Origin of the sequence: Amycolatopsis umgeniensis (assembly GCF_014205155.1) — a bacterium.
GTDB lineage: Bacteria > Actinomycetota > Actinomycetes > Mycobacteriales > Pseudonocardiaceae > Amycolatopsis > Amycolatopsis umgeniensis.
Window position 1 is genome coordinate 1970231 of record NZ_JACHMX010000001.1, and the last position, 21935, is coordinate 1992165.

At 68.6% G+C, this 21935-nt stretch carries 20 protein-coding genes; 10 read left to right on the top strand and 10 right to left on the bottom strand.

Annotated elements, in window-relative coordinates; all coding sequences use genetic code 11:
* The first annotated feature begins 417 nt into the window (after positions 1-417).
* The 4 genes from HDA45_RS08725 (at position 418) to HDA45_RS08740 (ending at position 3929) form a co-directional block, all read left to right on the top strand.
* Positions 418-1344, top strand: a complete 927-nt coding sequence (locus tag HDA45_RS08725) for an ACP S-malonyltransferase (RefSeq protein ID WP_343072034.1) — start codon at positions 418-420, stop codon at positions 1342-1344.
* The gene (locus HDA45_RS08730) at positions 1341-2324 is read left to right on the top strand and encodes a beta-ketoacyl-ACP synthase 3 (protein ID WP_184893536.1); all 984 of its coding nucleotides are present in this window, start codon (positions 1341-1343) and stop codon (positions 2322-2324) included. The genes HDA45_RS08725 and HDA45_RS08730 overlap by 4 nt, the downstream gene beginning before the upstream one ends.
* 68 nt (positions 2325-2392) lie before the next feature.
* Entirely contained in the window at positions 2393-2638 is a 246-nt protein-coding gene (locus HDA45_RS08735) for an acyl carrier protein (RefSeq protein WP_184893538.1), read from the top strand.
* A 40-nt stretch (positions 2639-2678) separates the two neighbouring features.
* Positions 2679-3929, top strand: coding sequence for a beta-ketoacyl-[acyl-carrier-protein] synthase family protein (locus tag HDA45_RS08740; protein WP_184893540.1), 1251 nt, complete (start codon positions 2679-2681; stop codon positions 3927-3929).
* 74 nt (positions 3930-4003) lie between these two features.
* Here the strand turns inward: HDA45_RS08740 and HDA45_RS08745 are convergent, their stop codons facing one another.
* From HDA45_RS08745 to HDA45_RS08760, 4 genes are all read right to left on the bottom strand, one after another.
* The gene (locus tag HDA45_RS08745; RefSeq protein ID WP_184893542.1) at positions 4004-6364 is read right to left on the bottom strand and encodes a cation-translocating P-type ATPase; all 2361 of its coding nucleotides are present in this window, start codon (positions 6362-6364) and stop codon (positions 4004-4006) included.
* A gap of 66 nt (positions 6365-6430) precedes the next feature.
* Positions 6431-7024, bottom strand: coding sequence for a hypothetical protein (locus HDA45_RS08750; RefSeq protein ID WP_184893545.1), 594 nt, complete (start codon positions 7022-7024; stop codon positions 6431-6433).
* Positions 7025-7065: 41 nt separating this feature from the next.
* Complete coding sequence (locus HDA45_RS08755; protein WP_091599164.1) at positions 7066-7569, bottom strand: DUF3145 domain-containing protein; 504 nt, start codon at positions 7567-7569, stop codon at positions 7066-7068.
* A 552-nt stretch (positions 7570-8121) separates the two neighbouring features.
* Positions 8122-9594, bottom strand: a complete 1473-nt coding sequence (locus HDA45_RS08760) for a S8 family peptidase (protein WP_184893547.1) — start codon at positions 9592-9594, stop codon at positions 8122-8124.
* Positions 9595-9788: 194 nt separating this feature from the next.
* Between HDA45_RS08760 and HDA45_RS08765 the strand changes: the two genes are divergently transcribed.
* On the top strand, positions 9789-11225 hold the full coding sequence (locus HDA45_RS08765; RefSeq protein WP_184893549.1) for a hypothetical protein: 1437 nt from the start codon (positions 9789-9791) through the stop codon (positions 11223-11225).
* On the opposite strand, the gene HDA45_RS08770 is transcribed toward HDA45_RS08765, so the two are convergent.
* Complete coding sequence (locus HDA45_RS08770) at positions 11222-12595, bottom strand: dihydrolipoyl dehydrogenase family protein (protein ID WP_343072035.1); 1374 nt, start codon at positions 12593-12595, stop codon at positions 11222-11224. The two genes, HDA45_RS08765 and HDA45_RS08770, sit on opposite strands and share 4 nt — an antisense overlap.
* Before the next feature lie 157 nt (positions 12596-12752).
* Between HDA45_RS08770 and HDA45_RS08775 the strand changes: the two genes are divergently transcribed.
* On the top strand, positions 12753-13481 hold the full coding sequence (locus HDA45_RS08775; RefSeq protein ID WP_184893553.1) for an Lsr2 dimerization domain-containing protein: 729 nt from the start codon (positions 12753-12755) through the stop codon (positions 13479-13481).
* Between the two features lie 83 nt (positions 13482-13564).
* Here HDA45_RS08775 and HDA45_RS08780 read toward each other — a convergent pair whose 3' ends face one another.
* The 5 genes from HDA45_RS08780 to HDA45_RS08800 form a co-directional block, all read right to left on the bottom strand.
* On the bottom strand, positions 13565-14296 hold the full coding sequence (locus HDA45_RS08780; protein ID WP_184893555.1) for a lipoyl protein ligase domain-containing protein: 732 nt from the start codon (positions 14294-14296) through the stop codon (positions 13565-13567).
* On the bottom strand, positions 14293-15678 hold the full coding sequence (locus HDA45_RS08785; RefSeq protein ID WP_184893557.1) for an NAD(P)(+) transhydrogenase (Re/Si-specific) subunit beta: 1386 nt from the start codon (positions 15676-15678) through the stop codon (positions 14293-14295). Before HDA45_RS08785 ends, HDA45_RS08780 begins: the two co-directional genes overlap by 4 nt.
* The gene (locus tag HDA45_RS08790; protein ID WP_184893559.1) at positions 15675-15974 is read right to left on the bottom strand and encodes an NAD(P) transhydrogenase subunit alpha part 2; all 300 of its coding nucleotides are present in this window, start codon (positions 15972-15974) and stop codon (positions 15675-15677) included. Before HDA45_RS08790 ends, HDA45_RS08785 begins: the two co-directional genes overlap by 4 nt.
* The gene (locus HDA45_RS08795) at positions 15974-17092 is read right to left on the bottom strand and encodes a Re/Si-specific NAD(P)(+) transhydrogenase subunit alpha (protein ID WP_184893561.1); all 1119 of its coding nucleotides are present in this window, start codon (positions 17090-17092) and stop codon (positions 15974-15976) included. The genes HDA45_RS08790 and HDA45_RS08795 overlap by 1 nt, the downstream gene beginning before the upstream one ends.
* A gap of 352 nt (positions 17093-17444) precedes the next feature.
* The gene (locus tag HDA45_RS08800; protein ID WP_184905446.1) at positions 17445-18101 is read right to left on the bottom strand and encodes a TetR family transcriptional regulator; all 657 of its coding nucleotides are present in this window, start codon (positions 18099-18101) and stop codon (positions 17445-17447) included.
* A gap of 89 nt (positions 18102-18190) precedes the next feature.
* Here HDA45_RS08800 and HDA45_RS08805 point away from each other — a divergent pair, with 89 nt between their 5' ends.
* The 4 genes from HDA45_RS08805 to HDA45_RS08820 are packed head-to-tail and all read left to right on the top strand — an operon-like array spanning position 18191 to position 21928.
* Complete coding sequence (locus tag HDA45_RS08805) at positions 18191-19282, top strand: ferredoxin reductase (protein WP_184893563.1); 1092 nt, start codon at positions 18191-18193, stop codon at positions 19280-19282.
* Between the two features lie 12 nt (positions 19283-19294).
* The gene (locus HDA45_RS08810; protein WP_184893565.1) at positions 19295-20410 is read left to right on the top strand and encodes a fatty acid desaturase family protein; all 1116 of its coding nucleotides are present in this window, start codon (positions 19295-19297) and stop codon (positions 20408-20410) included.
* A gap of 10 nt (positions 20411-20420) precedes the next feature.
* Complete coding sequence (locus HDA45_RS08815) at positions 20421-20624, top strand: hypothetical protein (RefSeq protein ID WP_101609572.1); 204 nt, start codon at positions 20421-20423, stop codon at positions 20622-20624.
* 47 nt (positions 20625-20671) lie between these two features.
* Positions 20672-21928, top strand: coding sequence for a sensor domain-containing protein (locus HDA45_RS08820; RefSeq protein ID WP_184893566.1), 1257 nt, complete (start codon positions 20672-20674; stop codon positions 21926-21928).
* Positions 21929-21935 lie beyond the last annotated feature (7 nt).

The following is a 21935-nucleotide window of genomic DNA, read 5'->3' on the forward strand; positions in this document are numbered from 1 at the left end:
GACGGCGAACACGAGAACTCGACCCAGGCCAACGCGACCCAGGCCAACGTGACCCAGGCCGACGTGACCGAAGCTGAGGCGACCCAGGCTGAGGTGACCGAGGCTGAGGCGACCCAGGTCTTTTGATCTTTTGGAGTGCCGCGTTTTGCCCGAAGGGCTCGCGAACGGGGCGGCGGGCCGCCTGGGCACCCCTCCTCAGCCGGTTTCGAAAAGTCACGGCCCGGCGACCCGTTCGCGACCGCGGCATAGACAGACCAGTGACAGACTTCATAGGGAAAGCTGGTTGAACCCGACAAGGCTTTTGGGTTAAGCGCAGAGATCAGGAAGGCACTTTTGGAGGGTTCCGACAATTACGTCGGCCGGACTTGGTGAGCGTCGGCATCACGACCATGGTGGCCGAGAGTGTTTTCTAATGGGGTGACAGCAGCAGTCCTCGCCCCCGGTCAGGGTTCCCAAGCCCCAGGCATGCTCTCCCCTTGGCTCGAGCTCGACGGCGCCCGCGCGCGCGTCGAAGCCTGGTCCGAGCGGGCCGGCCTCGACCTCGTCCGCCTCGGCACCGAAGCGGACGCCGAAGAGATCCAGGACACCGCGATCACGCAGCCGCTGATCGTGGCGCTGTCACTGCTGGCGTTCGAACACCTGCAGCGCGAGGCCCCGGTCGCCGCGGACGCGCCGGTCGCCGGTCACTCCGTCGGAGAGCTGGCCGCCGCCGCCATCGCCGGGGTGCTGAGCCCTGAGGACGCCGTCGCGCTCGCCGCCGTCCGCGGCGCGGAGATGGCGAAGGCTTGCGCGCTGGAGCCGACGAGCATGGCCGCGGTCATGCTCGGTGACCCGGAGCAGGTCGTCGCTTGGCTCGAGGGCCAGGGCCTCGCCGCGGCGAACCGCAACGGCGCGGGCCAGATCGTCGCTTCCGGCGCCGCCGACGCGATCGAGAAGATCGTGGCCGAGCCGCTGGAGGGCACCAAGGTCCGCGCGCTCAAGGTCGCGGGCGCGTTCCACACGAACTACATGGCACCCGCGCGTGAAGCGCTGGCCGCCCACGCTGCGAAGATCACCCCGGCGGACCCCACGCGTCCGCTGCTGTCGAACGCCGACGGCCAGATCGTCACCAGCGGGGCCGAATACCTCGACCGGCTGGTCAAGCAGGTCACGAGCCCGGTGCGCTGGGACCTGACCATGGACGGTCTGGTCTCCGCGGGCGTCACCTCGACGCTCGAACTGCCGCCGGCGGGCACGCTGACCGGGCTGGTCAAGCGGCAGCTCAAGGGAACCGTGACCACCACCATCGCGCTGAAGACGCCCGCAGAGCTGGCGAAGCTTCAGGGGCAGGAGGACGCTTCGTGACCGACCGATCCACCTTGCGGCAGGCGCAGGGCGCCGCCGGGACCCGCATCCTCGGTGTCGGGAGCTTCCAGCCCGAGAAGATCGTGACCAACGACGATCTCTCGAAGATCATGGACACCAACGACCAGTGGATCCGCGACCGGGTCGGCATCGTCGAGCGCCGGTTCGCCGAGAAGGACGAGTCGCTGGTCGACATGGCGGTCAAGGCGGGCGCCGCCGCGCTCGCGGACGCCGGGGTGGATCCGTCCGAAGTGGACACGGTCATCCTGCCGAACTGCACGATGCCCACCCAGATCCCGAACGCCGCCGCGCAGGTGGCCGACCGGATCGGCATCACGCATCCGGCCGCGTTCGACCTCAACGCCGCCTGTGCCGGGTTCTGCTACGGCCTCGGTGTCGCGTCGGACCTCATCCGGGCGGGCAGCGCGAAGAAGGCGCTCGTCATCGGCGCCGAGAAGCTCACCGACCACGTCGACCCGGTCGACCGCGCGAACGCGATCATCTTCGCCGACGGCGCGGGCGCGGCGGTGGTCGGCGCGGCCGACACGGCACAGATCGGCCCGGTCGCCTGGGGCAGCGCCGGCGAGCACGTCGACCTCATCTACATGCGCGACGACCGGTGGATCTACCAGGAGGGCCAGTCGGTCTTCCGGTGGGCGACCACGCAGATCGCGCCGATCGCCTTGCACGCGCTGGAACTGGCCGGGCTCGAACCGTCCGATGTGGACGTCCTGATCCCGCACCAGGCCAACCTGCGCATCGTCGAAGCCATCGCCAAGAAGCTGCGCGCCAAGGGCGCCCGCGAAGACATGGTCGTGGCCGACGACATCAAGTACTCGGGCAACACCTCGTCCGCGTCCATCCCCCTCGCGCTGGACCACATGCGCAAGGCGGGCACCGCGAAGCAGGGCGACGTCGTGCTCGCCGTCGGCTTCGGGGCCGGACTCTCCTACGCGGGCCAGGCCTTCATCTGCCCGTGATGAATACTTCCCCCGCGGGCACCGTGTCCGCGGGGCAGCCGAAAGCATCACCGAGAAGGGAACAACCAGTGGCAGACAACGCAGAGATCCTCGCCGGCCTCGCCGAGATCGTCGAAGAGGTCGCCGGTGTGGCGCAGGACGACGTGACCGCCGACAAGTCCTTCGTGGACGACCTCGACATCGACTCGCTGTCCATGGTGGAGATCGCTGTTCAGGCCGAGGACAAGTTCGGCGTCAAGATCCCGGACGACGAGCTGGCGAACCTGAAGACCGTTGGCGACGCGGTGAACTACGTGTCGGCCAACTCCAAGTAAGTCCGAGTTCTTGATTGGCGCCGACCTTGGGGAGACTCCAATGAGCAACATCGACGTCGTGATCACCGGGATGGGCGCGACCACGCCGCTCGGCGGGGACGTCGCGTCCACGTGGGACGGCCTGCTCGCCGGGGCGAGCGGGATCCGTCGCATCGAAGCCGACTGGGTCGACGAACTCGAGCTGCCGGTGAAGATCGGCGCCATGCTCGCCGTCGACCCGTCCGAGGTCCTGCCGCGGGTTCAGGCCCGGCGGCTGGACCGCTGCGAACAGGTGGCGATCATCGCCGCCCGTCAGGCTTGGGCGGACGCGGGCTTCGAACAGCCGACCGATGAGCATCAGGATGTGGAACCCGAGCGCCTCGGGGTGACCATCGGCACCGGTGTCGGCGGTCCGGTCACCCTGATCTCCCAGAACGACCTTCTGCACAAGCAGGGACTCCGCAAGGTTTCCCCGCTGACCGTGCCGATGCTGATGCCGAACGGCCCCGCCGCCCACGTCGGGATCGACCTGAAGGCCCGCGCCGGCGTGCACTCGCCCGCGTCGGCCTGCGCGTCGGGCGCGGAAGGCATCGCCGCCGGCTTCGAGATGATCCGGTCCGGCCGGGCCGACGTCGTGGTCGCCGGTGGAGCCGAGGCGTGCATCCACCCGATCACCCTCGCCGGGTTCGCCCAGGCGCGGACGGTGTCGACCCGCAACGACGACCCGGCGAAGGCGTCCCGGCCGTTCGACGTGAACCGTGACGGTTTCGTCCTCGGCGAGGGTTCCGGCGTCGTGATCCTGGAGCGGGCGGACCGCGCCAGGGCCCGCAACGCGCGGATCTACGCGCAGCTGAGCGGGTTCGGGATCACCTCGGACGCCTACCACATCACGGGCAACCACCCGGAGGGCGTCGGCCAGATCGCCGCCATGCGGCAGGCGATGACGATGGCCGGGGTCTCCCCTGCCGACGTCGGCCACGTCAACGCGCACGCGACCTCCACGGTCGTCGGTGACGTCGGCGAGGCCGCGGCGATCCGCAACGCCGTCGGCGAGCACGCCGTGGTGACCGCTCCCAAGGGCGCGCTCGGCCACCTGGTCGGCGGTGCGGGCGCGGTCGAGGGCATCGCCACGATCCTGGCGATCTACCACGGTCTCGTCCCGGCGACGCTGAACCTCGAGGACCTGGACCCGAAGGTGCAGCTCGACGTCGTGGCCGGTGAGGCACGCAAGGTCGAGCTGGGCGCGGCTATCAGCAACTCGTTCGGTTTCGGCGGGCACAACACGGCGCTGCTGTTCACCCCGGCGGCCTGACGCTGTTCGTGAGTGCGTGAAGGCCCCCTTCCTTGCGCTAGGCGCAAGGAAGGGGGCCTTCACGCACTCACAGGTCAGGCTTCCGAGCGCTTGACCAGATGCCGCCCGATCCACCAGGCGGCCTCCACCAGCACGATCCCCACCCCGGCGCAGGCGAACGCCGAAAGGGTGTACGCGCTCACACTCGGGTCCAGCGCGAAGAACTTCTGCGTGAACGGGATCAGGAACAGCGCGAGCGTCAGGACGACCATCCCGCCGATCAGCAGGATCTTCCACCACCGGTACGGCCGCGCGACGATCCCGAGCACCCACAGCGCGATCGTGATGAGGGTGATCAGCGCGGTCGTCCCCGCCTGGATCTTGTCCAGTTCGGACTGTCCGGATCCCTTGTACACCAGCAGGTAGCTCACGAACGTCGCCGTCGCGATGACCAGCCCGGCCGGTACGGCCATCCGCATCACCCTGCCGACGAAGCCGGTGCGGGCGCGTTCGTTGTTCGGCGCCAGCGAAAGCACGAAGGCGGGCAGGCCGATCGTGAACCACGCGGTGATCGTGATGTGCCGCGGCAGGAACGGGAACGGCACCTGCGCGATGCCGACCATCAGCGCCAGGAGCACCGAGTAGACCGTCTTGGTGAGGAACAGGTTCGAGACGCGCTCGATGTTGCCGATCACCCGCCGCCCCTCGGCGACGACATGCGGCAGGGTGGCGAATTTGTCGTCCAGGAGCACGATCTGCGCGACCGCGCGGGTGGCCGGGCTCCCGGCGCCCATGGCGACGCCGATGTCCGCGTCCTTGAGCGCGAGGACGTCGTTGACGCCGTCGCCGGTCATCGCGACCGTGTGGCCCTTCGACTGCAGCGCGCCGACCATGGCGCGTTTCTGCAACGGCGTCACACGGCCGAAGACCGCGCGTTCCTCCACGGTGTCGGCCAGCTTCTCGGCGTCGTCCGGCAGCTTCCGCGCGTCGACGGGTTTGTCCGCGCCCGGCAGGTCGAGGGTGCCCGCGACCGCGCCCACCGAAATGGCGTTGTCGCCGGAGATGACCTTGACCGCGACGTCCTGGTGCGCGAAGAAGTCCAGTGTGTCCTTCGCGTCCGGGCGGACCTTCTGCTCAAGCACCACGAGCGCCACCGGCTCGATGTCGCCGGGGCCCTCGGCCGCGTCGACGGCCCGCTCGGCACGGCCCAGCAACAGGACGCGCAGACCGCGCGAGCCGATCTTCTCGGCCTCCGCGCGGTGCTCCCCCTCGGGCAGCAGGACGTCAGCGGCGCCGAGCACCCAGTCCCCGTCACCACCGAAAGAGGCGCCACTCCACTTGCGCGCCGACGAGAACGGCATGGTCGTGGAGACCCGCCAACCCGGATCGGTCCGGTGCGCTTCCGCGATCGCCTGCAGGCTCGCGTTCGGGCGGGGATCCGCGGCGGCGAGCGCGGCCAGCGCGTCGTCCACCGGATGACCCGGCGTGATCTCCCGGACCTCGGACAGCCGCATCGCGTTCTCGGTGAGCGTGCCGGTCTTGTCCGCGCACACCACGTCGACCCGGGCGAGCCCCTCGATCGCCGGCAGTTCCTGCACCAGGCACTGGCGCTTGCCGAGCCGGATGACGCCGACCGCCAGCGCGACACTGGTCATCAGCACCAGGCCCTCGGGCACCATCGGCACGAGCGCCGCCACCATGCCGCGCAGCGCGTCCGGCCACGCCTGATCACCCGCGAGCTGGTTGTAGATGGTCAGCGCGCCCGCCGGGACCAGCAGGTACGTGATGAACTTGAGGATCTTGTCGATACCCTGCCGCAGTTCCGACTTCACCAGGGTGAACTTGCTGGCCTCCGCGGCCAGTTTCGCGGCGTAGGACTCGTTGCCGATGATGTCCGCGCGATAGGTGCCGCTGCCCGCGACGACGAAGCTGCCGGACAGCACCTTGTCGCCGGGCTGCTTGACCACCGGATCGGATTCCCCGGTCAGCAGCGACTCGTCGACTTCCAGCGCCTCGGCCGTCAGCGTCGGGCCGTCGACGACGATCTTGTCGCCCGGACCCAGTTCGACGAGGTCGCCGAGCACGACGTCTTCCGGGGCGATCTCGGCGCTCTGCCCGTCACGGCGGACGGTCGGTTTGGCCTGCCCCACGATGGCGAGCCGTTCCAGGGTCCGTTTCGCCCGGAGTTCCTGGATGATGCCGACAGCGCTGTTGACGATGATCAGTCCGCCGAACAGCCCGTCGATGAAGTACCCGGTCGACAGGATGAGCACGAACAGCACACCGTAGATCGCGTTGATCCGGGTGAAGACGTTCGCGCGGATGATCTCGCCGGTGGTCCGGCTGGTCTTCGTCGAGACCGTGTTGGTCTGGCCCGCGGCCACCCGCTGGGCGACCTCTTCGCTGGAGAGCCCCCTCGAGGCGTCGGTCAGCAGGGCCGGCTGATCAATTGCCATGCCCGCGACTCTATTCCGCCCCGGCTCACGCACGCGTCAGCCTGGGGGACCATGTCGTCCCCTACTTCAGCATCTTTCGTGTTCGGGGTTGGTGCCGCCGTCGGTGGTGTCGACCCGCCACGACCCGCTCTCCAGCCGCAGCGGCAGCACCAGCCGCCAGCGGATGCACGCCTCCGGCAGGTACACCGGCGCGTCGTCGACGTCCTGCGTACTGGTGAAGGCGACGAGCACCCGGAGCGTGCTCGGCGCGCCCGGCTCGATGCGGTAGACGAGGATGCTGCCGTCCCGAGTGGACTGATAGTCCTTCTTCCACTCGGAAGCGGTCTTGGTCTTGGCCCTGTCCCGGCTGACCACCGAAGTCCACTTCGGATAGTCGCGATCGTTGATGGAGTCGAAATACCCCTGCAGTACCTGCCGGACGCTCTGGTAGTGCGGATGCGCGAAGACGTCGGGAGTCACCTCGACGGCGGGCGGGCCGGGCTGTGCGCCGGGCGCGATCGACGTCGGTGATTCGCTGACGACCGGCGAGGTGGGCTCGGCCTCCGGACGGAGGTAGAGATCGCGTGCCAGCAGCCCGACGCCGACGGTCAGGGAGATCACCACCACGAGGACGGGGATCAGCCATCGCTGGCGCGAAAGGGGGCGAGGCTGGGCGGTCACCCTGAAAGGTTAGCCGCCCGCCTCTTCCTGCTTCACGCCGTCTACCCGACCTGGTGCAGCCAGGTGACCGGAGCGCCGTCACCGGCGTGCCGATACGGCTCGAGCGCTTCGTCCCAATTGGCGGCGAGGAGCTCGTCGAGCTTGTGCGCCAAGGATTCGCCGGTGCGAACCTTGCTCACGAGCGCGCGCAGCTGGTCTTCGCCCACGACGATGTCGCCGTTGGCGCTGGTCCTGCCGTGCCACAGGCCGAGGCCCGGAGCGAAGCAGAACCTCTCACCGTCGACCCCCGCACTGGGCTCTTCGGTGACTTCGAACCTGATCATCGGCCACGCCTTGAGCGCGGACGCCAGCTTTCCGCCGGTGCCCGAAGGCGCACGCCAACCACATTCGGCGCGGAGCTGTCCTGGACTGGCGGGCTGCGCCGTCCACTTCAACTCGACTCGGGCACCCAGGGTGCCCGAAATGGCCCACTCGACGTGCGGACAGACCGCAGACGGCGACGAGTGGACGTACACCACGCCACGGGTGTTGCCACGGGTGCTCACTGCTGACCTCCGCTACTCGACGAGGGGCGTCTTCCCCTACGACCTCGCGAGCTGCGCTGGTCAGGTGGCTCGTGCCGCCTCCCGGTACGCGTGAGCACATTGTGCACCCCAACTGTGCTGTTTGGCCACATGAACACCATAAGTCGCACCTGATTGGGACGCGGGACTCCCGCGTAGGCCCCCTTCTTTCGGCTGAGCCGGGGAAAAGATGCCTTGACGCGGGTTAACCCGGGGACGGCAATTGTGCCGCCCCAGGTCCGTGAAGGCCTCCTTGCCTACCCTCGATTTGCTTGCCCACTGGCGTGGCCGGTGGTCGAGCGTGAAGGATTTGGGACGTTCAACGTCCCAAATCTTCCCCACTCGAGTTGCCTGCCACCGGTCCGCGACCGGATGGACCCGCGCAAGCACTGTCCTCACGCAAGTCAGACGTAGGTAGTGAAGGCCTCCTTGCCTACCTTGAGCGTAGGGAAGGAGGCCTTCACGGACTTGCGGATCGGCGACGTTCGCCCCACGTGCAGCAGTCACGCCGGACGCGCGTGTCGGACTTGCGGATCAGCCCTGGGCGCCGAGGGATTGGGCGGCGGCGAAAGTGTCCACCAGACCGGCGCCCTTGTCGAAGCTCGACGTGTACGGCCCGGCCGCCACGTACGGCGAACCGTTCGCGAACTTGTACGCCGTCGCCTTGATCGCGGCCTCGATGTCGGCCGGGCTCGCGGCGGGCGCGACCTGGAACAGCTGCGCGACGATCCCGGTTATCTGCGGCGCCGCCATCGAAGTCCCGCTGATCACGTTGTAGGTGGCGAGGTCCAGCAGTCCCGGGCCGTTCTTGGGCTGCAGGCCCTGCGTGCAGATCGGCTGCGTGGGACGGCAGGACGAGAGGATGTTCTCCCCCGGCGCGGAAACGTCGGGCCACGTCGCCTGGTCGGTCTCGAGGCCACGCGAGGAGAAGTCGGAGACCGTGCCGTCGCGGGCTCCTGTCCCCTGATCGTTGGACGAGGCCACCGAAAGCACACCCGGCGTCTGGTCCTGTCCCGGCGGGTTGGAGAGGTTCGCCGAACCGTCGCCGCCGTCGTTCCCGTTCGCCCACACCGTGACGACGCCCTCCGCGGCGAGCGCGCGCTGCAGTTTCACCGTCGCCGAGTTCGGATCGAAGCCGCCGCCACCGCTGGGACCGTAGGAGTTGTTGGTCACCTTGATCGGCGGGCACACCGAAGCCGCCACGCCCGCACCACAGGGTGCCTTGTGGTTCTCCAGCACCCAGTTCAGCGCGGCGTCCGTGCCGAGTACGAGCAGCGCGGCCCCGGTCGAGACCGAGACGATCTTCGACCCCGGCGCCGAACCGCCGACCTTGGTGCCGTCGGTCAGCGTCAGCTGGTTCCCGGCGGCGATGCCGGTGACATGCGTGCCGTGGCCGCCGAGGGAAAGGGTGTCGGTGTCGACGAAGGTCGGCACGTCGACGATGCAGTTCGTCGCGGTCCCGTCGAGGCAGAGGCTCTTGAGATTGCGCACCACCCGCGTCTTGCCGTCGGCGCCCTTGAACGCGGGATGCGTCGGGTCGACGCCGGTGTCGATGATCGCGACCGAGACCCCTCGGCCGTCCACGGGCGCGCCGGTGGCGTCCTTCAACGTCGTCTGCGTCTGCAGGCTCCGCGTCGCGGTGGTGCCCGCGCTGCCGAGCGCCTCGAGCTTCTCGTTGCCTTCGACGTAGGTGACCCCGGCGGCCTCGCGGACCGCGCGAACCTGGGCCGCGGTTCCCCGGACGGCGACGACACCGATCTTCGCGAACGAAGTGATCTTCGTGAGCCCGGCTTCGCGGGCGGCGCGTTCGGCGGTGGCGACGTCGCCGGCGTGCACGAGCGCGGTCACCCCCGTGGCGCCGGTGACGGCCGAGAGCAGGCGGGAGAGTCCGGGGGCGACGGGCGCGAGCGGTCCCGCGGCCTGCGCGGGGACCATCCCCGCGACCGGGACGGCGAGCAAGGCGACGACGAGCGCGGCGCGTCGACGCCAGGGTCGAGATGCGGCCATGACGTTTCTCCTGGTTACAGGGGACAAGGGAGCAGTGACCTACCAACGAGTAATACCCGGAAGAGTGACGCCGCTCACGTACATGACAACTTCTCGGACCAACATCACCTCGCCGACCTGCGACGTGTCTTCCCGCTAGCCCGTTCGGAGGCGCTACTTTGTGCACCGAGACCGACGAGATGGGGAGGGGTTCGGTGCGACTCGTTCGCCTCGCTCAACAGCCGTCCCGGGTGGCCGAGGACGTCCGCGCCGCGCTGGCTTCTCTCGGCCGGGGCAGCAACGTCGTCGGCGGGGTGGCCCTCGTCGGTGCCAGCCCGGTCGAAGGACGGCCGGTCGAGGCCGTCGTCGTCATGCCCAAGGGTGTCCTCATCGTCATCGGTGTCGACCTGCCGGATCCGGCGCTGAAACTCGAAGCCCCGCTCGGCGGGCCGTGGAAGGCCGACGGCTGGCCGCTGGTCCACGGCGACACCTCGATCAACCCGGCCACCGACGCGCTGTCGCTGTCCGCCGCGTGCACGCACAAGATCGCGGACGTCGCCCCCGGCGCCGGGCCGATCGGCACGATCATCGCGGTCGGTCCCTATGTGGAGACGGTCGATCAGCCCGCCGCGGATCTCGCGGGATCGGTCCGGGTCCTGTACCCGACGGCGACGACGATGCTCGCCGCGACGGTCTCGCTCGCCACCGCCTCCCGGCCCCGGTCGGTCCAGCAGGCGCGGGACCTGATCGCCGCGCTCGCCCCGGACGCGCCGCCGATGCCCGAAGAGATGTTGCTCGGGGAAGGGTTCAGCGCCTTTTCCGACGACGAGCCGACGGTGATCCGCGAGAACCCGCTCGTCGCGATCGCCCCGACGGTTCCGGTGCAACACCCGGGCAAGGTGAAAAGACCGGCGAAGCCCGCACAGGCCCCCCCGCCCCTTCAGCCTCCTCGGCAGGCCATCGCCGCGAAACCCGTTCCCCCGGTCCAGCAGGCCCCGCCGCCGGCCGCGGCCGCCCCTCCCGCCGAATCCGCACCGAAGGCGCCGCATCAGTCCAAAACGGTGAAGTGGCTCCCGGTCGCCGCGATCGGCCTGCTCATCGTGTTGCTGGTGGCGGCCATCAGCGTCGCTTCCGGCGGTGACGACACCGCGTCCACGCAGACTCCCCTGCCGCCGACCCCGGCGACCAGTTCCCCGCCACCGAGCAGCAGTGCCGTGGAGAACATCCAATTCACTTCGCGGGCTTCGGCAGCGGATCAGAAATGCGCGTCGCACGCGTACGGCGACGTCCAGTCGAGCCTTCAGCGGACGAGTTGCTCGACGGTGAAACGGGCCAGCTTCGCCAGTTCCATCGACGGCAGGGCCGCCGCGGTGACGATCGCCGTCGTGGAATTCCCGGACACCTCACAGGCGACGGCCTTCAAGGCGGCCGCGGACACCCCCGGCGGTGGCGGCATCCTCGACCTCGCCACCGAGACGAACCAGTGGCAGGGCGACGTCCCGGTGTTCGAGGGCGCGGCCTATCAGAGCAGCCTCGACGGGAAATCGGTCCGGCTGATCCAGGCGGTGTGGGTGCCGGGACCGTCCACTCCGGACGATCCCGGCCTGGTTCGAGGCGCGAAGGCCGCCCTCGAACTTCCCGTCAACGGCTAAAGCCCGTACGCCTCCAACAAGCGCAGCCACACCTCGCTGATCGTGGGGAACGACGGCACCGCGTGCCACAGCCGCGACAGCGGGACCTCCCCCACGATCGCGATCGTCGCCGAATGCAGCAGTTCGGACACGTCCTGCCCGACGAAGGTCGCGCCGAGAAGGACACCGCGTTCGGTGTCGACGACGATCCGCGCCTTGCCCGCGTACCCGTCCGCGTGCAGTGACGAACCGGCGACCGCGATGTCGATGTCGACCACGCGGTGCGGCTTGCCCTCCTCCGGCCCGGCGAGCCCGACCGAAGCGACCTCGGGGTCGGTGAAGACGACCTGCGGGATCGCGTGATGGTCGGCGGTGGCGCTGTGCGCGCTCCACGCGGCGGAGTCGACGGGCTGTCCCTTGGCTTGCGCGGCCACCGCGTCGCCGGTCGCCCGGGCGGCGTATTTGCCCTGATGGGTCAGCGGCGCCCGGCCGGTGACGTCCCCGACGGCGAACAGCCAGTCACCGTCCACAGCGGACACCCGGCCGTTGTCGTCCGTCGTGAGCGGCGCGCCCGCTTCGAGTCCGAGCGTCTCGACGCCGAGCCCGCCGGTCGCCGGGCCGCGGCCGGTGGCGACGAGCAGTTCGTCGACGACCAACCGCTCACCGCCCTTCAGTGCCAATTCCTTACCACCGTCCACAGCGGACACGGAGTCGAGACCGGAGCCGGTGTGCACGGTGACACCGGCTTCGCGGAGCCCCGCGGTGACGGCGTCACCCGCGAAGTCCGGCAGCCGCGGCAAGGGACGCGGCCCCGAGATGATCAGGTGGACTTCGGCACCGAGGGTGGCGAAGGCCTGCGCCATTTCGACGCCGACCACTCCGCCGCCGAGAACGCCGAGGCGGCGCGGAACCGCTTCCGCCGAGGTCGCCTCTCGCGAGCCCCACGGGGAAATGGTGTCCAGTCCGGGGATCGACGGCGTCCGCGGGACGCTGCCGGTGGCGACGATCACGGCGTGCCGCGCGGTCAGCACGTCACCGCCGTCGACCGTGACCTCCCGCTCACCGGTGATCCGGCCGTGCCCGCGGATCGGGGCGATCCCGGCTCCCTCCGCCCACTTGACCTGTCCGGTGTCATCTCCCTTGCCGGTGAACCAGTCCCGGCGCGCAAACACCTCGGCGGGGTCGACAGCGTCGCCGACCGGGACACCGGGGACGCGTTTGGCGGCGGCGAGGAGGTTCCCCGGCCGCAGCAGCGCCTTGCTCGGAATGCAGGCCCAGTAAGAACATTCGCCGCCGAAGCGCTCATGTTCGACGAGGGCGACTCGAAGACCGCCACGCGCGGCTCGTTCGGCGGCGACCTCGCCGACCGGGCCGCCTCCGATCACGATCACGTCAAAAGTCTGTGCTGACATGCATTCAGCGCACACCACCGCGCAGCTTCGCGCAACCTGCCGCTATCCTCGTGTCGCTGCGTGAGTCATCAGCCGCGGGTTCAGGTTGCACCGTGCCGGTTACGCAGTAGAACGATCGAGCGCGGGAGGTTTTTTCATGGCCAAGAACACTGCTGTGCATTTGCTGGATGATCTGACCGGCGAGGCGGCCGAAGAAACGGTCGCTTTCGGTCTGGACGGAATCGCTTACGACATCGACCTTTCGGCCGACAACGCCACCGCGCTCCGGGAAATCCTGAGTGCCTATGTGGAGAACGGCCGCCGGATCGGTGGACGGAAACTGCGGCCGCGGGTCGTGGAGCGCCCCAAGGGCGCGCGGGTGTCGAAGTCGACCCCGAAGACCGCGGCGACAGCCGCGAAGGCCGAGGCGAAGACGGCCGCGAAGCCGGGTCGCAAACCCGCCGCGAAGGGTGTCGCCGGCCGCAAGCCCGCCGCCGCCAAGGCCGCGCCCAAGACCGCCGCCGCGAAGACCGCGGCTCCCAAGGCGGAGGCCAAGGCACCCGCCAAGACCACGGCGAAAGCCACCGCCGCCAAGGCGAAGTCGGCCCGCGGCACGGCGGCGAAGACCACCGCGGCCAAGGCTCCGGCCGGCCGCGCGAAGGCCGCCGCCGCGGCGAAGACCCCGGTCAAGGCGGCACCGAAGGCCGCCCCCAAGGCGACCACCGCGAAAGCCGCGCCGAAGACCGCGGCCGCCAAGACGACCGCCGCCAAGGCCGCGCCGAAGGCAGCCGCCAAGGCGCCGGTGAAGAAGGCAGCCGAGCCGAAGAAGACCAGCCGGGCCACCCGCAAGGTGCCCGCCGTCACTTTCTCGGCCACGGAGAAGTAATTCCCCGAACGACGAAAGGGCCCCATTCGCGATGAGCGAATGGGGCCCTTTCGTTTCATGACCGGCAATATCGTCAATGCGGATCAAGAGGCCCGTTGAGAACCCTCGGAATGCCATTCCGGGTAGTGGTACCGCGTGTGCCGGAGCGAGCGGTGCCACTCCCGCTCCGCCGCCGAGGGCTTCCGGGTGGTGAGTTCACCCAGTTGCGCGGCCGCCGCCACGCGGACCGCGGCCGTGACGTCGGCAACACCTTTGCGCAGGCCATGCTCCGCGAGCGACGCGACCTGGCTCCGGTGGGAGTCGAGCGGACGGGGATCCGCGGGTGCCGAAGTGAGGTAGCGGCCGACCCGCTCGGCCGCGGTCGAAACGAGCAGGGTGGAATGCGCGAGCAAGCCCGTTCTCGTCCGGAACACGGCGAAACCGCACAGCTTCGAGTCACCGACGAACAGCCCTCGATCACCGAGCCGCGACGGCAGCCCGAGTCCGGCCACCGTCGCGGTCATCAGTTCCCCGAGCGCCTCGAGCGGTCTGCCCGTCTGACCCGGCAGGACGAGGGTGATGTTGAGATTGCCGGGATCGTGGAACACCGTCCCGCCGCCGCTGGCCCGGCGCAGCACCGGAACGCCGTCGCTCGCACAGACTTCGGCCTTGACCTCGCGTTCGATCTTCTGCCCCCGCCCCACGACCACACTGTCGGTGTTGCGCCAGATCCACAGGACCGGCGCCTCCGGTGCGGCGCGCAGGAGGGCTTCGTCGAACGCGAGGTTGTCAGCCGGGTCGTCGAACGAAGCGACGACTTCCGAAGGGCCGGTCACAGTGCTTTGAGTTCCTCCACGATCTCGCCCACCGACGATTTGGCGTCGCCGAAGAGCATGCTTGTCTTCGCATCGTAGAAGAGTTCGTTGTCGATGCCGGCGAAGCCCGAGCTCATCGAGCGTTTGAGCACGATCACCGACCGGCTGTGGTTCACCTTGAGGATCGGCATTCCGTAGATGGGCGAGCCCGGATCGGTCTCCGCGGCCGGGTTCGTGACGTCGTTCGCGCCGATCACCAGCGCGACGTCGGTCTGGGCGAACTCGGAGTTGATCTCGTCCATTTCCTTGAGCTGCTCGTACGGGACGTCGGCCTCGGCGAGGAGCACGTTCATATGCCCCGGCATCCGGCCCGCCACCGGGTGGATGGCGTATTCGACGGTGATCCCCTTGGCCTCCAGCAGCTTCGCCATCTCGCGGACCACGTGCTGCGCCTGCGCGACGGCCATACCGTAACCGGGGACGACCACGACCTTGTTCGCGTACGCCATCTGGATCGCGGTGTCGGACGCGCTGGTGCTGCGCACCGGCCGGACCTCGCCGGATCCGCCGCTCGCGACCGAGGTGGTGCCGCCGAACCCGCCGGCGACGATGGCCGGGATCGACCGGTTCATCGCCTTCGCCATCAGGTTCGTCAGGATCGAACCCGACGCGCCGACGATCATGCCCGCCACGATCAGCGCGGTGTTGTCGAGCGCGAGACCCATGGCCGCCGCCGACAATCCGGTGAGCGCGTTCAGCAGGGAGATGACGACCGGCATGTCCGCGCCGCCGATCGGCAGCACGACCACGACGCCGAGCACACCCGCGGCGACCAGCAGGCCGATCATCAGCAGTTCGGCGTCGCCGCCGGAAGCGATGACGACCGCGAAGACGATCGCGGCGATCAGCACCAGCGCGTTCACCGGCTGCTGCAGCTTGCCGAGGGTGATCGGGCGGCCGGAGATGAGTTCCTGCAGTTTCCCGAACGCGATGTTGGAGCCCCAGAAGGACACCGAACCGACGATCGCGGCGAAGAGCGACGCGATCGCGACGTACGCGGGTTCGTGCGCGTAGCCCTCCGTGGTGCGGAACTCGACCCACGCGATGAGCGCGACCGCCCCGCCGCCGACGCCGTTGAACAGCGCCACCATCTGCGGCATCGCGGTCATCTTGACCTTGCGCGCGGACGGCACGCCGACGACGACACCGATCGCGACGCCGAGGGCGATCAGCAGCCAGTTGCTCATGCCGGGCGTCAAAAGCGTCGCGATCACCGCGATGCCCATGCCGACCGCGGCGATCCAGTTGCCGCGTACCGCGGTGCGCGGACCTGTCAGCCCCATCAGGCCGTAGATGAACAGTGCGAAGGAAATGATGTAGAGGACGGCGATGAAGGTCGTCACTTGTCACCACCGTCTTCCGGCTTCTTCGCCTTGAACATCGAAAGCATCCTGTCGGTGACCAGGAAGCCACCGACCACGTTGATCGTGCCGAAGGCGATCGCGATCACCAGCAGGATCTTGTTCAGTACGCCTTCCACGCCGAGGCCGAGCACGATCAGCCCGCCGAGCAGGACGATGCCGTGGATGGCGTTGGTCCCCGACATGAGCGGGGTGTGCAGGGTGTTGGGCACCTTCGAAATGACGGTGAATCCCACGAATCCGGCGAGTACGAGGATCGCCAGGCTGCCTACGAGCATCACTCGCCCCCTTGCTTTTCGGCTTCGCCGGCTCCTGCGACGCAGGCCCCGGCGACGATCTCGTCGGAGAAGTCGAGCGCGAGCTTGCCTTCCTTGTCGACGAGCAACTCCAGCAGTTCGGTGACGTTGCGCGCGTACAGCTCACTGGAATGCGCGGGCATCTCCGCGGCGAGGTTGAGCGGCGAGCAGATGGTGACGTCGTGTTCGACGACCTCCTCGCCCGGTTTCGTCAGTTCGCAGTTGCCGCCGGACTCTCCGGCGAGGTCGACCACGACACCGCCGGCGGGCATCCCCTTCACCGCGTCGGCGGTGACGAGGACCGGCGCCTTGCGGCCGGGGACGAGCGCGGTGGTGATCACGACGTCGAACCTCGTGATCGCCTCGGTGAGCCTGCGTTGCTGCTCGGCCTTTTCCTCTTCGGTGAGCTCGCGGGCGTACCCGCCTTCACCGACCGCCTCGATGCCGAGGTCGAGGAATTTCGCGCCGAGCGATTTGACCTGCTCGCCGACCTCGGGCCGGACGTCGTAGCCGGTGGTCTGCGCGCCGAGCCTTTTCGCCGTCGCCAAGGCCTGGAGCCCGGCGACACCGGCGCCGAGCACGAGCACCTTCGCCGGGGGCACGGTTCCGGCCGCGGTGGTGAGCATCGGGAAGAACCGGGTGAGCTTCTCCGCGGCCAGCAGAACCGCGCGATAGCCCGCGACACTGCTTTGGGAAGACAGCGCGTCCATGGCCTGCGCGCGGGAGATCCGAGGGATCGCCTCGACGGCGAAGGCGCGGAGGCCCGCCGTTTCGAGCGCCGCTATCCCGTCCGGATCGGCCCGTGGATTCAGGAAACCGATGAGGATCGTGCCTGCTTTGAGCTTCGCGACTTCGGCCGCGCTCGGAGGCGCCACCTTCACCACGATGTCGGCATCCCACGCGTCGCCGATCACCGCGCCCGCCTGCTCGAAGACCTCGTCGGCGAGCAGCGCGCCGGCGCCCGCCCCGGGCTCGACCACCACCCGCAGTCCGCGTCCGGAGACGCGCTCGACGAGTTTCGGTACCAGCGCGACGCGGCGTTCGCCTTGTCCGGTTTCCCGGACAACACCGACCGTGAGCTGCTCGTTTTCTGCCGCCACAGGCGACCTCCTCACTGGAGAGGACCACACGAACTCGCACTGTTTACCATGTCCGGCCGACAAGTCCCATGGCTGAACGTGTCCGGGAGGAATCTTTCCGTGACATCGCCCATCACGATCGATCCAGCCATCGATCTAGGTGTGCGACGTCATAAGGAGGCACGGGGCGGCCGTGACGCGGCGCCGCACTCGCGTGATCAGGCACGTAACTCGCGTGATCGGAGACGGATCTCGCGTGATCGGAGGCCGAACATCGAGTGCGGCGTCCAGTCACGTGTGTCACGTGTCCGATCACGCGAGTTCCGGGTTCGAGCACGCGAGTTCCGGCCTTACTGAGCAACGACTTTCCGCATCACGGAACGCTGCGCCAGTTCGGCACCCCCAGAAAGATCAGCCGGAGCCGCCGCTCGGCCGTGCGGACGATCTCGTCGTCACGCGAGGGCGCCTCGAGCAGTTCCAGCACCGTCGTGAGCATGGTCGTCACGATCAGATCGGCGAGCAGATGAAGATCCTCCGTCACCCATTCGCGGAGGTTGTCGAAGCGCGCGAGGTCGACGGCGAGTTCGCTGACGAAGAGTTTGAGTTCGAAGCCGATCGCCTGCCGGACCGGACCGGTGCCGCCGTAGCGCTCCCTGGTCAGGAAGTGGAAGTGGGCCTCGTGCGCCCGCACGTGCTCGCGCAGGATGCGCACGGACATCCGGATCATGTCGTTGTACGCCGCGGGCTTGGTGCGCGCGGAGCGGATCATCGTGCGCAAGGTGCGCATCGACTCTTCCACCAGCGCGACGCCCAGCTCGTCCATCGATGCGAAGTGACGATAGAACGCTGTCGGCACGATCCCGGCCCGCTTCGCCACTTCGCGCAGACTCAGCCCGGAGAACCCGCGTTCCGCCACCAGTTCCAGGGCCGCGTCCAGCAGCGCCTGACGCGTGCGCTGTTTGCGCTCCTGCCTGGAAACGGGCTCAGTTGTCACGACAGACAGCGTAATCGCCTCCGCAGTATCACTCACGTCACATCGCCGTCCTCTCGCGTTGACAAGCGGGATCATCGCCACTTCACTGTTCAGTGTACAAGCGTTCACTGAATTCTGGAGATGTGATGACGGCACTGGTACCGCGCAGGGCCAGGCGGCTGGCCTCGCTGGCCGAGGCCCTGCTCACGCCCCACGGAATGGACCGCTACCTCGAACTCGTCGATCCGATGCTGGTCCGCCGCGAAGTCCGCGGCCTGGTCACCGGCGTCCGGCGGCAGACGCCCGACACGGTCACGCTGACCATCCGGCCGAGCCGGGCCTGGCGGGGCTTCGTCGCGGGTCAATACGTGCGGGTGACCGTCGAGATCGACGGCGTCCGCCGCACCCGCTGCTACTCGCCCGCCGGTTCGGAGCACGACGGCACACTGGAACTGACCATCAAGGCCGATCCGCAGGGCCTCGTCTCACGGCATCTGAACCGCACGGTCACCACCGGTTCGGTGCTCGGACTGTCCACTCCGGACGGCGAGTTCACCCTGCCCTCGCCGAGGCCCCGGCGGATCCTGTTGCTGAGCGGCGGAAGCGGGATCACGCCCGTCCTGTCGATGCTGCGCACGCTCGCGGACGAGCGCCACGAGGGCGACATCGCCTTCCTGTCCTACTCCAACGGCGCCGACGACGCGCTCTACCGCGCCGAGCTCGCCGACCTCTCCCGCCGCCTGCCGGGCCTGCGGGTGGTACACGCGTTCACTCACGCGAAAACCGGCGGCGACCTGCACGGGTTCTTCTCCAAGGAGCACCTCGCGGAGGCCGCGCCGTGGTACCCCGACGCCGAGACCTTCCTGTGCGGTCCGAAGCCGCTGATGGATTCGGTCCGCGAGGCGTTCGAGGCCGACGGTCTCGGTGCACATCTGCACACCGAGGAGTTCACGCCGCCGGCGCTCACGTTCGACACCGAGAACGCCGAAGGGCAGATCCGGTTCGCGCGCAGCGGCCGCGAGTTCGAGAACTCCGGGAAGCCGTTGCTGGAGCAGGCCGAAGACGCGGGACTGAAGCCGGAACACGGTTGCCGGATGGGCATCTGCTTCTCCTGCACCCAGATCAAGACCGCGGGCTGCGTGCGCAACGCCAAGACCGGCGAGACCTCCAGCGAAGAGAACGAAGAGATCCAGCTCTGCATCTCCGTCCCGGTCGGGGACGTCGAGATCAACGCTTAGAAGGGAGCCTCGATGACAGGCTTGCAGGACAAACTGACCCCCGCCCAGGTCGAGGAATTCGGCCGCGAACTGGACGAGATCCGGCAGCGGATCGTCGCCGACCTCGGCCAGGTCGACGTCGACTACATCCACAACATCATCAAGACCCAGCGCGCGCTCGAGGTCGCGGGCCGCGGGCTGCTGTTCGCCGGGTTCTTCCCGCCCGCGTGGATCGCCGGGGTGACCGCGCTCTCGGTGGCGAAGATCCTCGACAACATGGAGATCGGCCACAACGTCATGCACGGCCAGTACGACTGGACGCGTGACCCGGCGCTGAGCTCGCAGAAGTTCGAGTGGGACAACGTCGCCCCCGCCGAGAACTGGCGTCATTCGCACAACTACATGCACCACACGTACACGAACATCCTCGACAAGGACCGCGACATCGGTTACGGCGTCCTGCGGATGGATCCCGCGCAGAAGTGGAATCCGTACTACCTGGGCAACCCGGTGTACGCGACACTGCTCGCGCTGTTCTTCCAGTGGGGCGTCATGCTGCACGACCTCGAGTTCGACCGCATCGTCAAGGGCGAGCGCAAATGGTCGGACAACAAAGAGGTCGGCCTGAAGATGCTCAAGAAGGCCGGTCGCCAGGTCGGCAAGGACTACGTGCTCTTCCCGCTGCTGACCGGTCCGCTCGCGCCGCTGACCTTCCTCGGCAACGCCACCGCGAACCTGACGCGCAACCTGTGGGCGTTCTCGATCATCTTCTGCGGGCACTTCCCCGCCGACGTCGAGAGCTTCACCGAGGAGGAGACCGAGAACGAGTCGCGGGGCCAGTGGTACCTGCGGCAGATCCTCGGCTCGGCGAACATCACCGGCGGCAAGCTCTTCCACGTCATGACCGGGAACCTCTCGCACCAGATCGAGCACCACCTGTTCCCGGACATCCCGGCGCGCCGCTACCCGGAGATCGCGGGCGAGGTGCGGGCGATCTGCGAGAAGTACGGCCTGCCGTACAACACCGGCCCCCTGCACAAGCAGCTGTTCTCGGTGGCCAAGAAGATCGTGAAACTGGCCATGCCCTGGAACGGTGAACCCCGCACTCCCGCTACCGTGGAGAGCGACAAGACCCTCCGAGCGGCTTAAGGTGTCTGACATGGTCGGTCAGTTCGAAAGCACCAAGGACGTGGTCCAAGAGGTCACCGAGTCGGCGGCCACCCACATCGGCAACATCGCGACGATCATCACCGGCGCGATCCGGGACATCGCCCGCGAAACCGGTGACTGGCTGACGGACGTCATCGAGATGCGCGAGGCGTCCCAGCGAGCGCAGGCGGACGAAGAACACCGCGAAGACTAGGGAAACCTGGATGGGCACGAGGCGGGTGGTCACGGCAGGGTGAAGCCGTGACCACCCGCCTCGTCCCCCGTGTCCTCGGCGCACAGCTGAGCCGTGCGTATTGGGCGGAGCTGGCGTGGGTGCTCATCGGCGCACCGCTGACGCTGGTGTTCACCGTGCTCGTCGTCGTCGGGCTGTTCCTCGGGATCGGCCTGAGCCTGCTCACCATCGGGCTGCCGGTGCTCATCGGCGTCGTGGCGGGCGCGCGGCTGATCGGTGCCGCGCACATCGGCCTGGCGCGGGCCCTGCTCGGGACCACGGTCACCCCACCCGCCCGGCCCGAGCTGCGGCCGGGGCTGTGGAACGGCGTCAAAAGCAAGATCGGGGATCCGATCGGCTGGCGGTCGATCGCCTACCTGCTGATCCGGCTGCCGCTGTCTTTCGTCGAGTTCTTCCTGGTCGTGACTCTGTTCGTCTACGCCGTCAGCACGCTGACGTACCCGCTGTTCTGGTTCACCCTGAACGGCGCGGCGATGCCGACCTTCGATCTCCATGTCGACTCCTGGCCCCTCACCCTGCCGCTCGCGCTCACCGGACTGGCCGTCTTGCTGGCGATGCCGTGGGTGGTCCACGGCCTGACCTCGTTCGACCGTCTGCTGGTGCGTGGGGTCCTCGGCGCCGAGGACCTCTCCAAACGCGTGCGCGACCTCGAACGCAGCCGCGCGACAGCCGTCGACGACGCGACGCGGCGGCTGCGCCGGATCGAACGCGACCTGCACGACGGCGCGCAGGCGCAACTGGTCGCGCTGGCGATGAAGCTCGGCATCGCGAAGGACGAACTGTCCGGCGACGGCGACATCGCGCAGGTCACCGCCCTGGTCACCGCCGCGCACGCCAACGCGAAACAGGCGCTTGTCGAGCTGCGCGACCTCGCCCGAGGCATCCACCCCGCCGCGCTCGACGCCGGCCTCGACATCGCACTGTCCACTTTGGCCGCGGGCTCGGGTATCGACGCGCGGATCACCGTGACCCTGCCGAGCAGGCCGTCGCCGTCGATCGAGACCATCGCCTACTTCACCGTCGCCGAACTGCTGACCAATGCCGCCAAACACACTTCGGCCGCGATCGAGGTCGATGTGGGTATCTTCGGTGACGGCCTGCGGCTCGTGGTGCGAGACGGTGGCGAAGGCGGGGCGAGGCCGGAGCGCGGCGGCGGCCTCGCCGGGATCGCCGAACGGCTCGCGACGGTGGACGGCAGGCTCGACATCGACAGCCCTCCTGGAGGGCCTACGGTGATCAGCGCGGAGATTCCACTACGGACATAGGAACATG

Coding starts and splice junctions, on each gene's coding strand:
- HDA45_RS08740 (WP_184893540.1), top strand. CDS start 2,679: ATGAGCAACATCGACGTCGTGATCACCGGGATGGGCGCGACCACGCCG.
- HDA45_RS08745 (WP_184893542.1), bottom strand. CDS start 6,364: ATGGCAATTGATCAGCCGGCCCTGCTGACCGACGCCTCGAGGGGGCTC.
- HDA45_RS08760 (WP_184893547.1), bottom strand. CDS start 9,594: ATGGCCGCATCTCGACCCTGGCGTCGACGCGCCGCGCTCGTCGTCGCC.
- HDA45_RS08775 (WP_184893553.1), top strand. CDS start 12,753: ATGGCCAAGAACACTGCTGTGCATTTGCTGGATGATCTGACCGGCGAG.
- HDA45_RS08790 (WP_184893559.1), bottom strand. CDS start 15,974: ATGCTCGTAGGCAGCCTGGCGATCCTCGTACTCGCCGGATTCGTGGGA.
- HDA45_RS08805 (WP_184893563.1), top strand. CDS start 18,191: ATGACGGCACTGGTACCGCGCAGGGCCAGGCGGCTGGCCTCGCTGGCC.
- HDA45_RS08810 (WP_184893565.1), top strand. CDS start 19,295: ATGACAGGCTTGCAGGACAAACTGACCCCCGCCCAGGTCGAGGAATTC.
- HDA45_RS08815 (WP_101609572.1), top strand. CDS start 20,421: ATGGTCGGTCAGTTCGAAAGCACCAAGGACGTGGTCCAAGAGGTCACC.